Consider the following 14,274-nt stretch of genomic DNA (forward strand, 5'->3'; position numbering starts at 1 on the left):
TCGCGCTCCGTCCCACATGTTCGACGCCCGCCGCCCGACAGACGACTGGAGCCACCATGCGTGAGACGTCCGGCCCCGCCGCCGCGTCGCTCGACGACCACCGGAACGCGACGGACCTGCTCGCGCGCCGGGTCGCCGCCGCACCGGAGCACGTGGCTTTCGAGGTCCGCCCCGGGGCCGCGGACGGCGCGTGGCGGCCGGTCACGACCGCCCAGTTCTACGACGAGGTCGTCGGGCTGGCGAAGGGCTTCGTCGCGGCAGGGCTCGCGCCGGGCGACGCCGTCGCGGTCATGGCTCCGACCCGCTACGAGTGGGCGCTGGTGGACATGGCGGCGTGGTTCGCGGGGGCCGTCGTCGTGCCCGTCTACGAGACGTCCGCGCCCGCGCAGGTGTCGGCCATCGTCGCGGACGCCCAGGTCCGCCTCGGTGTCGGTGGCGGTGCCGAGCACGTCGCGCTGCTCGCCGGGGCCCTCGCCGCGCAGGAGCGCACGACCCTCGGCGTGTGGTCCATGGACGCCTCGGCCGGCGCGGACCTCGCCGCACTCGTGGAGCACGGCGCGTCGGTCATGGCCGAGGCCCTGGAGGCCCGGCGCCGCGTCGCCGACCTCGACTCGGTCGCGACCATCGTCTACACCTCGGGGACGACGGCCGACCCCCGGGGCGCGATCCTCACCCACCGCAACCTCGTGGGCCAGGTGCTGAACGTCGCGGCGGCCTACGGCGACGTGGTCCGCGAGGACGGCAGCACGATCATCTTCCTCCCGCTCGCGCACGTCCTGGCCCGCGGTCTGCAGCTCGTGTGCCTGGCGAGCGGCATGCGGATCGCCCACCTCTCGGACCCGAAGGACGTCGTCCCCTCCCTCGCGGTCCTGCGACCCACGTTCCTCGTCGTGGTGCCGCGCGTGCTGCAGAAGATCCAGGCGGCAGCGGGATCGGCCGCCGCCGAGAAGCACCTCGGCCCGGTCTGGGCGGCGGCGCAGCGGGCGGCCGTCGAGCAGGGTCGAGGCGCGGAGCGTGGCGACGCCCCCTCGTGGTCGCTGCGGTTGCGCCACCGGGTGTTCGACGCGCTGTTCTACCGGCGGCTGCGCGCACTCATGGGCGGGCGCATCGGCTTCCTGCTCTCGGGCGCCGCGTCGCTGGACGCGGAGCTCGCGCTCTTCTTCCGCGGCATCGGGGTACCCGTGCTCGAGGGGTACGGGCTCACCGAGACGACCGCGCCGCTGACCGGGAACCTCCCGCAGGACATGCGCGCGGGCTCCGTCGGGGTGCCCCTGCCCGGGACCACGGTCCGGATCTCCGACGACGGCGAGGTGCTCGCCCGCGGGACCGGCGTCTTCGTGGGCTACCGCGACGCCGACGCCACCGCGCAGGCGTTCGTCGACGGCTTCTTCCGCACCGGCGACCTCGGGTCCCTCGACGACGCCGGGCACCTGACCCTGAGCGGGCGGCTCAAGGACGTGGTCACGACGTCCGGCGGTAAGACCGTCGCTCCCGCGACCTGGGAGCTGAGCGTGGAGAACCACCCGCTGGTCGCGCACGCGATGCTCGTCGGCGAGAACAAGCCGTACCTCGGAGGCGTGGTGGTGCTCGACCCAGAGGCGGTCGCCGCACGGGACGCCGACGGTGCGGCCGCGCTGCCGGCGGTCCCCGCGCCGGACGGCGTCCCGGTCGAGGTCGACGACGTCCGGGTCCGGTCCGTGGTCGAGGCGGCGGTCGAGGCGGCGAACGCGCAGGTCGCACGCTCGGAGCAGGTGCGCCGGTTCGCCGTCGTCCTGGCGGACCTGACGGTCGCCGGGGGCCTCGTCACGCCCACGATGAAGCTCAAGCGAGCCGAGCTCGCCGCACGGGCGCAGGCGATCATCGAGAACCTCTACGCGGAGTCGCGGGCCGGGTCCTGACTCTCGTCCGGGGCCGACCTAGTTGTCAGTACACCTAGTCGGCGGGGACCGCGACCGCCACGATCCGGTCGTCGTCGGGTCCGGGCTCACCGCGGCCGTCGGTGGCGTTCGTCAGGAACCACAGCTCGCCGTCCGGGGACTCGACCGCGTCGCGGAGGCGGCCGTAGCCGGTGAACAGGTCCGTCGAGGTCGTCGGGTCGTCGACCGGCACCGAGCGCAGGACTGCGCCCCGCAGGTTTGCGACGTAGAGGGCGCCGCCGATCGCCGCCATGCCGCTCGGGCTCGCCTCGTCCGGCGACCACTGCTGCACGGGGTCGGTGTACTCGCCGGAGTCCCCGGTGATGCCCTCGACCTCGGGCCATCCGTAGTTGGCCCCGGGGGTGATCACGTTGAGCTCGTCCCAGGTGTCCTGCCCGAACTCCGTCGCGAACATCGTGCCGTCGTCGGCCCAGGCAAGGCCCTGTACGTTTCGGTGGCCGTAGCTGTACACCAGTGAGTCGTCGAACGGGTTGTCGTCGGGGACGTCGCCGTCCGGGGTCATCCGCAGGATCTTACCGGCCAGCGATCCCCGGTCCTGGGCCGATCCCCGGACGCGGGCGTCGCCCGTCGACGCGTACAGCATGCCGTCCGGCCCGAACGCGAGCCGGCCGCCGTCATGGCTGCGCGCCGCGGGGATCCCCTCGAGGATCGTCGTCGGATCACCCAGGTCGTACGACCCGGGATCGCCCTGCAGGTCGTAGCGCTGCACCCGGTTGCCGTCGTCACCGGTCGAGTAGACGTACAGGCGGTCGTCGTCGTCGACGGCGAGGCCGAGCAGCCCGCCCTCCCCCGCGGTCTGCACGCCCGCCACGACTCCTACCTCACGGGCGGCGCCGTCGTCCGACAGCTCGAGGATGCGCGCGGAGTCACGCTCGCTCACCAGCGGCGTGCCGCCGACGAACGCGACCGACCAGGGGGCCTCGAGCCCCGTGGTGACGACGCGCGGTCCGGGGTCCGGCGGAGGCTCGGTCTCGGTCGGCGTCACTGTCGCCGACGCCGAGGTCGAAGTCGGGTCGGGGTCCGCGGACTCCGGCGCGGGCGACTGCTCGACGGTCGCCGGTTCGCCGGTGGCGTCCGGGGCGTCCCCGCCGGTGCAGCCCGCGACCAGGACGAGACCCACGACGGCCCCGAGCGGCACGGCGATACGTCGGGCGGGACTCATGCCTCGAGTCTGGGCGGAGGACGCGGTCGTCACCACCGCGGCGCCGACGGCCCTGCGTTCACCTCGGCTCCGGGGCCAGACGCATCCCGAGACTGTGCGGCGCCGACTCGACGAACCCCATGGACCGATAGAGCGGACGGCCCGGCGCGTCCGCCATCAGCGTCACGTACGGGTCGGCGGGCGCCCGCTCGTCGATCTGGTCGAGCAGCCACCGCAGCACCCGACGCCCGAGGCCGCGGCCCTGGTGCTCGGGCAGCGTCGCCATGTCGGCGACGTGGAAGTACCAGCCACCGTCGCCGAGCACCCGGCCCATCGCGACCGCTGCGCCGGTCTCACGGTGCCGGACGTGGCAGAACGCCCAGCTGTTCGCGACCGCGAAGCCTGCCTGCTCGTTGGTCTTCGGGCTCAGCCCGGACAGGCGGCGGAGGTCGACGTACTCGTCGACCCCCGGTGGGCGCGGGACGAGGACGTACGGGTCGTCGGTCATGCGCGCGACTCTAGGGCCGACGTCCGACGCCGGGACGTGACTCGCCCCGCTCTCGGGGCGACGAACGCGGACCCGTTGTTGTGGACGGACCCGGATCAGTGTTGTGTGGCCCGATGACCGAACCTGTCGAGTCCACCGAGTCCGAGACCTCCGCCGCGACGTCCACCGCCCAGCGACCCCAGAGCGAGCAGCTGCGGATGACCCGGATCGTGCTGCGCCCGACAGGGAACCCGTTGCCCCTCGGGTTCATGGCCCTGGCGATCGCCACGGTCGGGTTCAGCTGTCTCCAGCTGGGCGTGGTGGGCCCCGACGAGGCCGGCACGGTGGCGCTCGCCGTGCTCGTCCTCACCGTGCCGCTGCAGCTGCTGGCCGCCGTCTTCGGGTTCGGCGCCCGCGACCCGATCGCCGGGACCGGCATGGCGATGGTGTCCGGGGTGTGGGCGATGGTCGCGGTCGCGACGCTGACGTCGCCGCCCGGGAGCACGAGCCCCGCGCTCGGGATCCTGCTCATCACGGCCGGCGCCGCGATGCTCGTCCCGGCGTCCGCCGCGCACGGCAAGCTCGTCGCGGGAGCCGTCATGGTGGGCTCCGGGGCGCGCTTCGCCGTCACGGGGATCGCAGAGCTCACCGGCGGCGGCGCCTGGGATCTCGCCGCGGGAGTCCTCGGGTTGCTGCTCGCCATCCTCGCGCTGTACGCGGCGCTCGGGTTCGTGCTCGAGGAGGTCGACAACCCCGTGCAGCTCCCGATCGTGCGGCGCGGCGCCGGGCTCAAGCCGATGCGCGACGACATGGAGGAACAGGTCGAGGGCATCGCGCGCGAGGCCGGGGTTCGTCAGCAGCTCTGAGCGCGCACGCACCGACGACGGACGCGGGTGCCACGGACCCGCGTCCGTCGTAACGGTCAGATCAAGGCGTGACGATGTCGAACCAGAACTCGAACTTCTCGAGCAGCTGCACGAACGAACGGACCGTGTGCGCGTCGCCCTCGACCGACACGTCACCACGCTCGACCGCCTCGGCGATGTCCGTCGTCCCCAGCACCACGCCGTCGAGGACGGAGCGGTCGAAGGTCAGCGTCGCCTCGACGTCGTCCGCGGTGCCCGGGTGGTGGTTGAGGACGCCGTTGCCCAGCTCGAGCACGTACCGCTCGTCGATGTCCGGGAGCACGACCGCGAACTTGGCCGAGAGGCCGACCGCCTCGGGCGCCTTGAGCCGCATCGCGATGTAGTCGAGGAACATCGACACGGACATCGCGCGCACCGAGTCGGCGCTGGCGGTCACAAGCACGTGCTGCTTGCGGATCCCGTCGCGCAGCTCCATCGCGCCCGTGAGGTAGAAGTTGCGCCACGTCCCGTTCTCCGCCTGGTAGCCGAGCTGCTCGAACGTGTCGGCCTGGAGCTCGCGCGCCGCCGTGTTCTCGGGGTCCGCGAAGATGACGTGGTTGAGCACCTCGGCCACCCAGCGGTAGTTGCCCTTCTCGAAGTCGTCGCGGGCCCGCTCCAGGACCGCGTCGGCCCCGCCCATGTACTCGACGTACCGGGGTGCGGAGTCCGTCGGCTCCAACGGGTGGAGGTTCGCGGGGTTCGCGTCGAACCACCCGAGATAGTAGACGTACGTCGACTTCACGTTGTGGTTCGTCGAGCCGTAGTAGCCACGGCTGGAGAACTTCTGCGCCAACGCGTCGGGGAGGTTCACCTGCTCACCGATCTCGACCGGCGTGAGCCCCTTGTTCGCGAGCCGCACCGTCTCGTCGTGCAGGTAGCGGTAGGTGTCGCGCTGGGAGGCGATGAGGTCGCGCAGCTCGGCGTTGCCCCAGGTGGGCCAGTGGTGGGAGGAGAACAGGACCTCCGCGTCGCCGAAGAGCTGCAGCATCTCGTGCAGGTGCTTGGACCAGATGAGCGAGTCACGGATCTTCGCGCCGCGCAGCGTGTAGAGGTTGTGCATCGTGTGCGTGACGATCTCGGCGCCACAGAGCGCCTTGTGGTCCGGGAGGTAGAAGCACAGCTCGGCGGGCGCCTCGGCGCCCGGCGTGTGCTGGAAGACGATCCGGACGCCGTCCACCGTCAGCTCGGTGCCGGTCTCGCTGATGATGTCCGTCGGAGGGATGAGCGTGACCGTCCCGGCGGAGGTGACCTGCCCGAGCCCGGCGCCGACGGCGCGATCCGGGCCGTAGCCGACGATCTCGCCGTACATGTAGGCCTTGCGGCGGGCCATCGCGTTCCCGAGCATCACGTTCTCGCTGACCGACTCCTCGAGGAAGTCGACGGGCGCGATGATGCGCACGTCTCCCGACGCGACCGCCTCGTCCGTGACGAGCGCGCGCACACCGCCGTAGTGGTCGATGTGGGAGTGGGTGTGGATGACGGCGGTGACCGGCAGGTCCTCGACGTGCTCGCAGACCAGGTCGTAGCCACGCTTCGTGGGCTCGACGCTGATCGAGGGGTCGACGACGATCCAGCCCTTCTCCCCACGGATGTACGACTGCACCGACAGGTCGAAGCCGCGGGCCTGGTAGATGCCGTCGGCCACCTGGTAGATGCCGGCCTTCGACACCAGCTGGCTCTGCCTCCACAGCGAGGGGTTCACGGTGTCGGGGGCCTCGCCGTCCAGGAAGCTCCACCGGTCGAAGTCCCAGGCGACGTCGCCCTCGTCCGTGAGGATCTGACCGGTGGCCCGCACGATCAGACCACGGTCCGCGTTCTCGATGTCCGTCGTGTCGTCGAACGGCAGCGCGTCACGCACCGCACGGTTGGCGCGGATCGTCGCCTCGGTGGCGGGCTTGGGTGTGCTCATCAGGTACTCCTCGGTAGGGGCAAGACACAGCACTCCAACGATCGGGGGTCCGCGAGCGGGCGGCAACCGGAGCAGTCAGGTGGCCGTCAGTTCGAGGCGGCGCGACACGGCGGCGCGCTGGAACCATCAGTAGCCCGATCTGTTCCACTCGGGTGCAAGTCCAGCGCCGATGTCGCCCGGGCAAGTCGCCCGACCCGCCGTCAGCCGCCGATCGGCGCCAGCAGCTGCCGCGCACGCGCGTACTTCGCGGACAGCTTCTCGCGCAGCGCGTCGTCGAGCAGCGCGACGAAGGAGATGACTCCCCGTGCAGCCCGACGAGCACTGCGCGCGACGGGCTGCTCCCAACACCCTAGACGCGATGCCCTGCGCAGCGGTCAGGCCACCTGGCGGTGCGGAGTGCACATCCGCGACAGCCTCGATCCAGGCCTCCACTCAGCACTCAGCACTCAGCACTCAGCAGCGGTCAGAATCTCTGGACTCTGACCGCTGCTGACCGCGCTCGGCGGAGTAGGCGAGCTGATCCGTGCAATCCGCGCTGCACGTCGCCGTTCGAAGGCCGGCGGGCCCTCATGGTGCTCAGGCCGTAGAGGTCAGCCCTGGGTGTTGCGGCGACGCTTCGCCACGATCAGGAGCAGTCCACCGAGCACGATCGCAAGTGCAGCGATGATGCCGAACTCGGTGACGTTCGCGCCGGTCTGCGCCAGGCGGTGCGTCGACGGAGAGGCGACCGTCGGTGCGTGCTTGACCGGTGCCGGAGTGATCGTCGACGGAGTGCCCGGCACCTGGGTGACGGGGGGCGTCTGGACGGTCGGTACCGGCGTTGTCGGGGTGCCCACCGCGGGGGTGTGCGCCACCGGGGTGCTCACCAGAGGGGTGTTCACCACGGGCGTCGAAGGCACGACCGTCGAAGGCGTCATCGGCAGCCACGGCGTGTGCTCCACCGCAGGGGTCATCGGCAGCCACGGCGTGTGCTCCACCGCAGGGGTCATCGGCAACCACGGCGTGTGCTCCACCGCAGGCGTCATCGGCAACCACGGCGTGTGCTCCACCGCAGGCGTCATCGGCAACCACGGCGTGTGCTCCACCGCAGGCGTCATCGGCAACCACGGCGTGTGCTCCACCGCAGGCGTCATCGGCAACCACGGCGTGTGCTCCACCGCAGGCGTCATCGGCAACCACGGCGTGTGCTCCACCGCAGGCGTCATCGGCAACCACGGCGTGTGCTCCACCGCAGGCGTCATCGGCAACCACGGCGTGTGCTCCACCGCAGGCGTCATCGGCAACCACGGCGTGTGCTCCACCGCAGGCGTCATCGGCAACCACGGCGTGTGCTCCACCGCAGGCGTCATCGGCAACCACGGCGTGTGCTCCACCGCAGGCGTCATCGGCAACCACGGCGTGTGCTCCACCGCAGGCGTCATCGGCAACCACGGCGTGTGCTCCACCGCAGGCGTCATCGGCAACCACGGCGTGTGCTCCACCGCAGGCGTCATCGGCAACCACGGCGTGTGCTCCACCGCAGGCGTCATCGGCAACCACGGCGTGTGCTCCACCGCAGGCGTCATCGGGGTCATCGGCACGGGGGTGTCGTCGCGGTAGGCGTCGGTGTGGGGGTCTGCGAGGGCGTGGGTCCGGGCGTCGGGACAGCCTGGTGGCCGTCGGCGTTCCCTCCGGCGTTCTTGTACGCCTCGGCGACGGACGTGCTCGTCGAGGACCCGGACGTCACGGTGTTCGTGTAGCTCGTGTGCCGCTTGCCCGCGGGGTAGGGGGTGTCGTAGATGACCTGGTAGTGGTCACCACCGGCAGCGGCGCACGCCGCGTCGCTGATGGTGATCAGCGCGGTCCCGGCGCGACCGGAGTCCAGCGTGTACTGAGCCGCCGGGAGATGACCGTAAGAGCCTCCGACGTCGACGTTGTGGTCGCCCTGGCGGCAGTTGATCTCGAGTGACTTCGCGTCGAGCGTCAGGCCGGCAGGCAGAGTGTCGACGAGCGTCAGCTTCCCGCCGTCGACCAGGCTGCGGTCGGCGTTGATCGTCCAGGACGCCTTGTCCTGGTCGTCGTGGCTGAACGAGTCCTTCGTCAGCGGGTTGCGAGCCTTCCATTCCGCGTGCGCGGTCACGGTGTCCGCGCCGGCCGAGGCCTTGTTCTGCAGGTCGGTGCCGTCCGGTGTCGACGCGTCGACGGCCGCCTTGTACTCCACGAGGTACGCACCGTCGCAGGCGCTGTCCGTGATCTTGATCGTGCGGTTAGGCCCGCCGCCCTGCACGGTGAAGGTACCCGCGAGCGGTGCATAGCCGGTGGCGTCCTTCATGTGGCACTGGACGGTGTAGTCGCTCGTGTCGTGCGGAAGCGTCTGCGGCCCCGAGGGGCGGTCGGTGATGACGGTCGTTCCTCCGGATCGGTCGGTCACCGGGACGGTGATGCCCCAGTTCACGACGCCGGCCGCAGGGTAGGGCACGCCGACCTTGCCGATGTTCGTCGGCGGGACGTACTTGTCCGCCGTGACGTTCAACGGCACGGTGAACGGCGTGCCGAACGAGCTCGTGAGGGTCGACTCGTGGTTCGCGCCGTTGTCGGCGGTGACCTTCGCGGTGAAGAAGAGACTGCCGCGGACGCCCTGGTGCTTCTCGGCGAAGTCGGTCGTGGTGCAGGTGATGGTCTGCCCGGCGCCGACACAGTCACCGGCAGACGTCCCGTCGGGAGTCACCAGGTGGAACGACGTGGCCTCGGGCCGCAGCTCGCCAGGCACCGTGAGCGTGAAGTGTGACCCGGTCGGGTAGAAGTCTCCGAGGTCGAAGTCCGCGTCGACGCGGACGTTCTGGTTCACGTGGGCCGCAGCGGGTGCGATGCGGACATTCGCCAAGACCTCGTCGTTCGGGCCCTTCGTCGCAGCCGGGGCCGCCGGTGCAGGTGCAGGTGCGGGCGCGTCGGAAGGCTCGGGTTGGGGAGCGGGCTTCGCGTCGCCTGTCGACTGGTCCTTCGGTGCCGCCGTCGACTTGGCCGCCTTCGTGGCAGCTGGCGCGGCGTCCGCCGATCCGCCCGTCGCTTCGGGGGTCTCGGCAGGTGCCGGGGCCTTCGCGTCGTCCGTGGCCTTCGCGGAATCCGGGTTCGACGTCGCGTCCGTGCCTCCCGTGCCGTCCACGGGCGCATCGTTCACCGGCGTCCCGGTCTTCGCGGTCGTGGGAGCGGCGCTGACGACATCCGCCGAGTCCCCGTCCCCCGTCAGCGCTACGGCGCCCGACCCCATGCTCACAGTGGCGGCAACCGTAAGTGCGACGATGGTCGCCGCCACCCGGCTTCCTCTGATCGTGCTCTTCATCAGTCTCTCCCAGTCAAGTGCCTCAACACGGCGACTCTACTGCAAGAAATGCCAACTTGTGCCGAAAGAAAGACTGCTGTGGCAGGGATCACCCCCTCGTCATCAACCTCGCCCGCACTCGACCATCGCCAATCGCGGGGCAGAGAGCCTGTTCGACAACGCAGTTATCCCCAGGCCTGGCGCACATGACTGCACAGATCTGACGCAAGTGGAATGGTCAGCAGCGGATGGCCCGCCTGGAGCTCCGGCGCTTCGCCCACAGGAGGATCAATGACGCTCGTCACCGCGGCGCTGACGTCTGCGCTGTGCTTGACGGCATTCACGCTTGCCCGATCGCGCACGTACGGACCGGAAGGCCGGAACGCGACGAACCGTCTCAACCAACTAGCGGAAGCGATGCTCTTCCTGGCCCTGGCGGCCGCAACCCTGGTCGGTGAGAACGGCGAGGTGTTTGCGTGGCCGTTCGCTGGACTCATCTTCGGGGGGATCGCCGGGATGATCGTGTCGTTCAGGGGTGTGCTGAGAGCGGGTCAGCAGGCACCCGATCTGACGCCCTAGCCAGCAACCCCGATCAGGACTGCATGTCCACGAATCGTGAGTAGTGCCCCTGGAACGCCACCGTGATCACATCGGTCGGCCCGTTGCGGTGCTTGGCGACGATGAGGTCAGCCTCCCCGCCCGCGGTGACTCCTTCTCGTAGGCATCCTCACGGTGGAGCAGGATGACCATGTCGGCGTCCTGCTCGATAGATCCAGATTCACGCAGATCGGACATAGCGGGCTTCTTGTCCGTGCGCTGCTCGGCGCCACGGTTGAGCTGCGAGATCGCGATGACCGGCACCTCGAGCTCCTTCGCGAGCAGCTTGAGCGCACGCGAGAACTCCGAGACCTCCTGCTGGCGCGACTCGACGCGCTTGCCCGACGTCATGAGCTGCAGGTAGTCGATGACCACGAGCTTGAGGTCGTGCTTCTGCTTGAGCCGCCGGCACTTGGCGCGGATCTCCATGAGCGACATGTTCGGGGAGTCGTCGATGAACAGCGGCGCCTCGGTGATCTTGCCCATCGTGGAGGCGAGCTTCTGCCAGTCGTCCTCCCCCATCGACCCGTTGCGCATCTTCTGGAGATGGATGCGCGCCTCGGCCGAGAGCAGACGCATGGTGATCTCGTTGCGGCTCATCTCGAGCGAGAACACGACAGACGTCATGTTGTTTTTTATCGACGCCGACCGTGCAATATCGATTCCCAGCGTCGACTTGCCGATGGCCGGCCTCGCCGCCAGCACGATCATCTGCCCGGGGTGCAGACCGTTCGTCAGCCGGTCGAGGTCCGCGAAGCCGGTCGGCACTCCGACCATGCCCTCGCCGCGGTGACCCGCGGCCTCGATCTCGTCGACGGTGCCGCCGATGATGTCGGCCAGCGGGGCGTAGTCCTCGGCGGTGCGCCGCTCGGTGACGGCGTAGACCTCGGCCTGGGCGTTGTTGACGATGTCGTCGACGTCGCCGCCCTCGGTCGCGTACCCGAGCTGGACGATGCGCGTCCCGGCCTCGACGAGGCGGCGCAGCACGGCGCGCTCACGGACGATGCGCCCGTAGTACCCGGCGTTCGCCGCAGTCGGGACCATCGCGATGAGGTCGTGGATGTACGGGGCGCCGCCGACGCGCCCGAGCTCGCCGCGCTTCTGGAGCTCGGCCACGACGGTGATCGCGTCGGCAGGCTCGCCACGGCCGTAGAGGTCCGTGATCGCGTCGTAGACGGCCTCGTGCGCCGGGCGATAGAAGTCGACGCCGCGGACCTGCTCGACGACGTCGGCGATCGCGTCCTTCGACAGGAGCATGCCGCCGAGCACGCTCTGCTCCGCCTGGACGTCCTGCGGGGGTGTGCGGTCGAACGCGGGGCTCGACTCACCGGAGCCGTAGCCCGCCTCGAGCTCGTCGATCGACATGTTCCTCCGGTCCCCCGCGCCTCGTCCTCGTACCTGATTTCTACGACCCGCCACCGACAGAGAGCCGTACGGCTCAGGTGCGTGACGACGTCCGACACGAGACGCCTGCGCGACGATAGGACCGCGCGGAGTCGGGGGCAAACCAGGTTGTCCACAGGCCTGTCGACAACCGCGGTCGCGCTGTGGACAAGTCCGAGACAGCTGTGCACAGGCGGTGGACAACCATGTGGACAAGTGTTCGGAAAGCGGGCTCTCGAATTCGATGAGCCGCGTAAACACTAGCCTTCGGGGTGTGGACGAAGATTCGATGCACGACACGCCGACGACACGCCCGGGGCGCGGCCGTGTCCACAGCGGCACCGACCGGAGGTCTCTCGACCGCGAGATTCTCGCCCTCGCGATACCTGCGCTCGGCGCTCTGGTCGCCGAGCCGATCTTCGTCCTCGTGGACAGCGCGGTCGTCGGGCACCTCGGCACCCCGCAGCTCGCCGGGCTCTCCCTCGCGAGCACGCTGCTGCTGACCGTCGTCGGGCTCTGCGTGTTCCTCGCGTACGCGACGACCGCCGCGGTCGCCCGCCGCATCGGCGCCGGTCGCGAGCGGGAGGCGCTCCAGTCCGGCATCGACGGCATGTGGCTCGCCCTAGGCCTCGGCCTCGCCCTCGCGGCGTCGCTGTGGGTCGCGGCGCCCTGGGCGGTGGGCGTCATGGGCGGGTCGGACGACGTCGCGCGCCACGCCGTGACGTACCTGCGGTGGTCGGCGCCCGGGCTCCCCGGCATGCTCCTCGTCCTCGCGTCGACCGGCGTGCTGCGTGGCATGCGGGACACCCGTACGCCGCTGTACGTGGCGGCGTCCGGAGCTGTACTGAACACCGTCCTGAACATCGTGCTCGTGTACGGCGTCGGCCTCGGGATCGCCGGCTCCGCGATCGGCACCGCGTTCTCGCAGATCAGCATGGCAGTCGTCCTGTGCGCGGTCGTACTGCGGGGCGCCCGCCGCACCGGTGCCTCCCTGCGCCCGGCCGCCGGCGGGATCTGGACCAACGCCCGCGACGGCGCTCCCCTCTTCGTGCGCACCCTCTCGCTGCGTGGGGCGATCCTCGTGACCGTGTACGTCGCCACCGGACTCGGCGCGGCCAACCTCGCGGCGCACCAGGTGGTCAACTCCGTGTGGGGGTTCGCCGCGTTCGCGCTCGACGCGCTCGCCATCGCCGCGCAGGCGCTGATCGGTCAGGGCCTGGGCGCCGGCGACGTCGACTCGACCCGACGCGTGCTGCGGCGGACTCTGCAGTGGGGGTCGGCGCCGGGGCGCTTCTCGGGTTCCTCATGGCTGCGGGCGGCTGGTGGTTCGCACTGCTGTTCACCTCCGACCCCGAGGTCCGCTCCGCCGTCGCCGTCGGGATGCTCGTGACCGGGCTGCTGCTGCCCGTCGCCGGGTGGGTCTACGTGCTCGACGGCGTGCTCATCGGCGCCGGCGACGGCCGGTACCTCGCCTGGGCGGGCATGCTGACCCTCGTCGTCTACGCCCCTGTCGCGCTCCTCGTCGGCCGGTACGCCCCCGACGGCCCCTGGGGCCTCGCGTGGCTGTGGTTCGCGTTCGCCGGCGTGTTCATGGCCGCCCGGGCGCTCACGACGGGGCTGCGCGCCCGCGGCAGCCGCTGGATGGTCACCGGCGCCTGACCCGCGGCACCCGGCGGACAGACGAAGAGCACGACCGACAGACCAGGGTCAGGGCAGACCGGGCCCAGGGCAGGTGAAGGCCGGGACAGACGAAGGCCCGGTCGCTCCCCGTGGGGAGCGGCCGGGCCTTCGTCGGTGCTGCTGGTGGCGCTGGTGTCAGCCGGCGACGACGTCGACGGCGATGTTCGCCGAGACCTCGGGGTGCAGGCGGATCGACACCGAGTACGAGCCGACAGCCTTGATGGGCTGGCCGATCTCGATCTTGCGCTTGTCGACGCTGAGGGTGCCGTTCGCCTTGACGGCCTCGGCGATGTCAGCGGTCGTGACGGCACCGAAGAGCCGGCCCGACTCGCCGGCCTTGGCGGTCACGACGACCGGCTTCGCCTGCAGCGAGTCACGCGCAGCCTTCGCGTCGTCGAGCGACGCGATCTCGCGGCTCTTGCGAGCCTTGCGGATCGCGGAGACCTGCGACTCGGCACCCTTCGACCACGGGGTCGCGAGGTTGCGGGGGATGAGGAAGTTACGGGCGTACCCGTCCTTGACCTCGACCACGTCGCCGGGCTCACCGAGTCCGGTGACCTCGTGCGTGAGGATCAGCTTGGCCATGATGTATCCCTTCCGATCCTGGTCAGCGCGCCGACGACGAGTACGGCAGGAGAGCCATCTCGCGGGCGTTCTTGACGGCCTTGGCGATCTGACGCTGCTCCTGGACCGAGACACCGGTCACGCGGCGGGCGCGGATCTTTCCACGGTCGGAGATGAACTTGCGGAGAAGAGCCGTGTCCTTGTAGTCGACGGTCTCGATCTTCGCCGTCTTCAGCGGGTTGGCCTTCTTCTTGGGCTTGCGCACCACAGGCTTTGCCATGGTGTTGCTCCTTACTTCTGGGTACCGGCCCCGCGGTCAGGACGTGTGCCTGCGCGGTCACCGGTCAAGGGGTGATCTGGGGTGAGGCGTCGA

Annotated in this window: 11 protein-coding genes and 2 pseudogenes; 5 read left to right on the plus strand and 8 right to left on the minus strand. The window is 70.4% G+C overall.

All coding sequences use genetic code 11. The features are described from left to right. Window positions 1–56 precede the first annotated feature (56 nt). Window positions 57–1,898 carry an AMP-dependent synthetase/ligase gene (locus QUE47_RS06435; RefSeq protein ID WP_286219072.1) on the plus strand — a complete coding sequence of 614 codons (1,842 nt, stop codon included), beginning with the start codon at window positions 57–59 and terminating at the stop codon, window positions 1,896–1,898. 34 nt (window positions 1,899–1,932) lie between these two features. On the opposite strand, the gene QUE47_RS06440 is transcribed toward QUE47_RS06435, so the two are convergent. Beyond that, window positions 1,933–3,099, minus strand: coding sequence for a PQQ-dependent sugar dehydrogenase (locus QUE47_RS06440; RefSeq protein WP_286219073.1), 1,167 nt, complete (start codon window positions 3,097–3,099; stop codon window positions 1,933–1,935). A gap of 58 nt (window positions 3,100–3,157) precedes the next feature. Next, the gene (locus tag QUE47_RS06445) at window positions 3,158–3,586 is read right to left on the minus strand and encodes a GNAT family N-acetyltransferase (RefSeq protein WP_286219074.1); all 429 of its coding nucleotides are present in this window, start codon (window positions 3,584–3,586) and stop codon (window positions 3,158–3,160) included. Between the two features lie 113 nt (window positions 3,587–3,699). Between QUE47_RS06445 and QUE47_RS06450 the strand changes: the two genes are divergently transcribed. After that, on the plus strand, window positions 3,700–4,431 hold the full coding sequence (locus QUE47_RS06450; RefSeq protein ID WP_286219075.1) for an acetate uptake transporter family protein: 732 nt from the start codon (window positions 3,700–3,702) through the stop codon (window positions 4,429–4,431). 61 nt (window positions 4,432–4,492) lie between these two features. Here QUE47_RS06450 and QUE47_RS06455 read toward each other — a convergent pair whose 3' ends face one another. After that, window positions 4,493–6,379, minus strand: coding sequence for an alkyl/aryl-sulfatase (locus tag QUE47_RS06455; RefSeq protein ID WP_286219076.1), 1,887 nt, complete (start codon window positions 6,377–6,379; stop codon window positions 4,493–4,495). 590 nt (window positions 6,380–6,969) lie between these two features. Next, window positions 6,970–7,260, minus strand: coding sequence for an LPXTG cell wall anchor domain-containing protein (locus QUE47_RS06460; RefSeq protein ID WP_286219077.1), 291 nt, complete (start codon window positions 7,258–7,260; stop codon window positions 6,970–6,972). On the opposite strand from QUE47_RS06460, the gene QUE47_RS06465 reads away from it, so the two are divergent. Next, a complete protein-coding gene (locus QUE47_RS06465; protein WP_286219078.1) occupies window positions 7,253–7,978 on the plus strand; it encodes a hypothetical protein in 726 nt (241 codons plus the stop codon). The two genes, QUE47_RS06460 and QUE47_RS06465, sit on opposite strands and share 8 nt — an antisense overlap. On the opposite strand, the gene QUE47_RS06470 is transcribed toward QUE47_RS06465, so the two are convergent. Next, on the minus strand, window positions 7,950–9,698 hold the full coding sequence (locus tag QUE47_RS06470) for an Ig-like domain-containing protein (protein WP_286219079.1): 1,749 nt from the start codon (window positions 9,696–9,698) through the stop codon (window positions 7,950–7,952). The genes QUE47_RS06465 and QUE47_RS06470 overlap by 29 nt on opposite strands. A 270-nt stretch (window positions 9,699–9,968) precedes the next feature. Here QUE47_RS06470 and QUE47_RS06475 point away from each other — a divergent pair, with 270 nt between their 5' ends. Continuing rightward, window positions 9,969–10,256, plus strand: coding sequence for a hypothetical protein (locus QUE47_RS06475; protein WP_286219080.1), 288 nt, complete (start codon window positions 9,969–9,971; stop codon window positions 10,254–10,256). 13 nt (window positions 10,257–10,269) lie between these two features. Here QUE47_RS06475 and dnaB read toward each other — a convergent pair. Then, window positions 10,270–11,639, minus strand: a pseudogene (gene dnaB, locus QUE47_RS06480) (replicative DNA helicase). 307 nt (window positions 11,640–11,946) lie between these two features. Between dnaB and QUE47_RS06485 the strand changes: the two are divergent. After that, a pseudogene (locus QUE47_RS06485) lies at window positions 11,947–13,316 on the plus strand (MATE family efflux transporter). A 156-nt stretch (window positions 13,317–13,472) separates the two neighbouring features. Here the strand turns inward: QUE47_RS06485 and rplI are convergent. Next, complete coding sequence (gene rplI, locus QUE47_RS06490) at window positions 13,473–13,922, minus strand: 50S ribosomal protein L9 (RefSeq protein WP_286219081.1); 450 nt, start codon at window positions 13,920–13,922, stop codon at window positions 13,473–13,475. A 22-nt stretch (window positions 13,923–13,944) separates the two neighbouring features. Then, a complete protein-coding gene (rpsR, locus tag QUE47_RS06495) occupies window positions 13,945–14,181 on the minus strand; it encodes a 30S ribosomal protein S18 (RefSeq protein ID WP_029253838.1) in 237 nt (78 codons plus the stop codon). Window positions 14,182–14,274 lie beyond the last annotated feature (93 nt).

Origin of the sequence: Paraoerskovia sediminicola, from assembly GCF_030296575.1 — a bacterium.
GTDB lineage: Bacteria > Actinomycetota > Actinomycetes > Actinomycetales > Cellulomonadaceae > Paraoerskovia > Paraoerskovia sediminicola.

Excerpts from the sequence above, each read along its gene's own strand:
- QUE47_RS06435 (WP_286219072.1), top strand. The coding sequence starts at position 57 with ATGCGTGAGACGTCCGGCCCCGCCGCCGCGTCGCTCGACGACCACCGG.
- QUE47_RS06440 (WP_286219073.1), bottom strand. The coding sequence starts at position 3,099 with ATGAGTCCCGCCCGACGTATCGCCGTGCCGCTCGGGGCCGTCGTGGGT.
- QUE47_RS06445 (WP_286219074.1), bottom strand. The coding sequence starts at position 3,586 with ATGACCGACGACCCGTACGTCCTCGTCCCGCGCCCACCGGGGGTCGAC.
- QUE47_RS06450 (WP_286219075.1), top strand. The coding sequence starts at position 3,700 with ATGACCGAACCTGTCGAGTCCACCGAGTCCGAGACCTCCGCCGCGACG.
- QUE47_RS06455 (WP_286219076.1), bottom strand. The coding sequence starts at position 6,379 with ATGAGCACACCCAAGCCCGCCACCGAGGCGACGATCCGCGCCAACCGT.
- QUE47_RS06470 (WP_286219079.1), bottom strand. The coding sequence starts at position 9,698 with ATGAAGAGCACGATCAGAGGAAGCCGGGTGGCGGCGACCATCGTCGCA.
- QUE47_RS06475 (WP_286219080.1), top strand. The coding sequence starts at position 9,969 with ATGACGCTCGTCACCGCGGCGCTGACGTCTGCGCTGTGCTTGACGGCA.
- rplI (WP_286219081.1), bottom strand. The coding sequence starts at position 13,922 with ATGGCCAAGCTGATCCTCACGCACGAGGTCACCGGACTCGGTGAGCCC.
- rpsR (WP_029253838.1), bottom strand. The coding sequence starts at position 14,181 with ATGGCAAAGCCTGTGGTGCGCAAGCCCAAGAAGAAGGCCAACCCGCTG.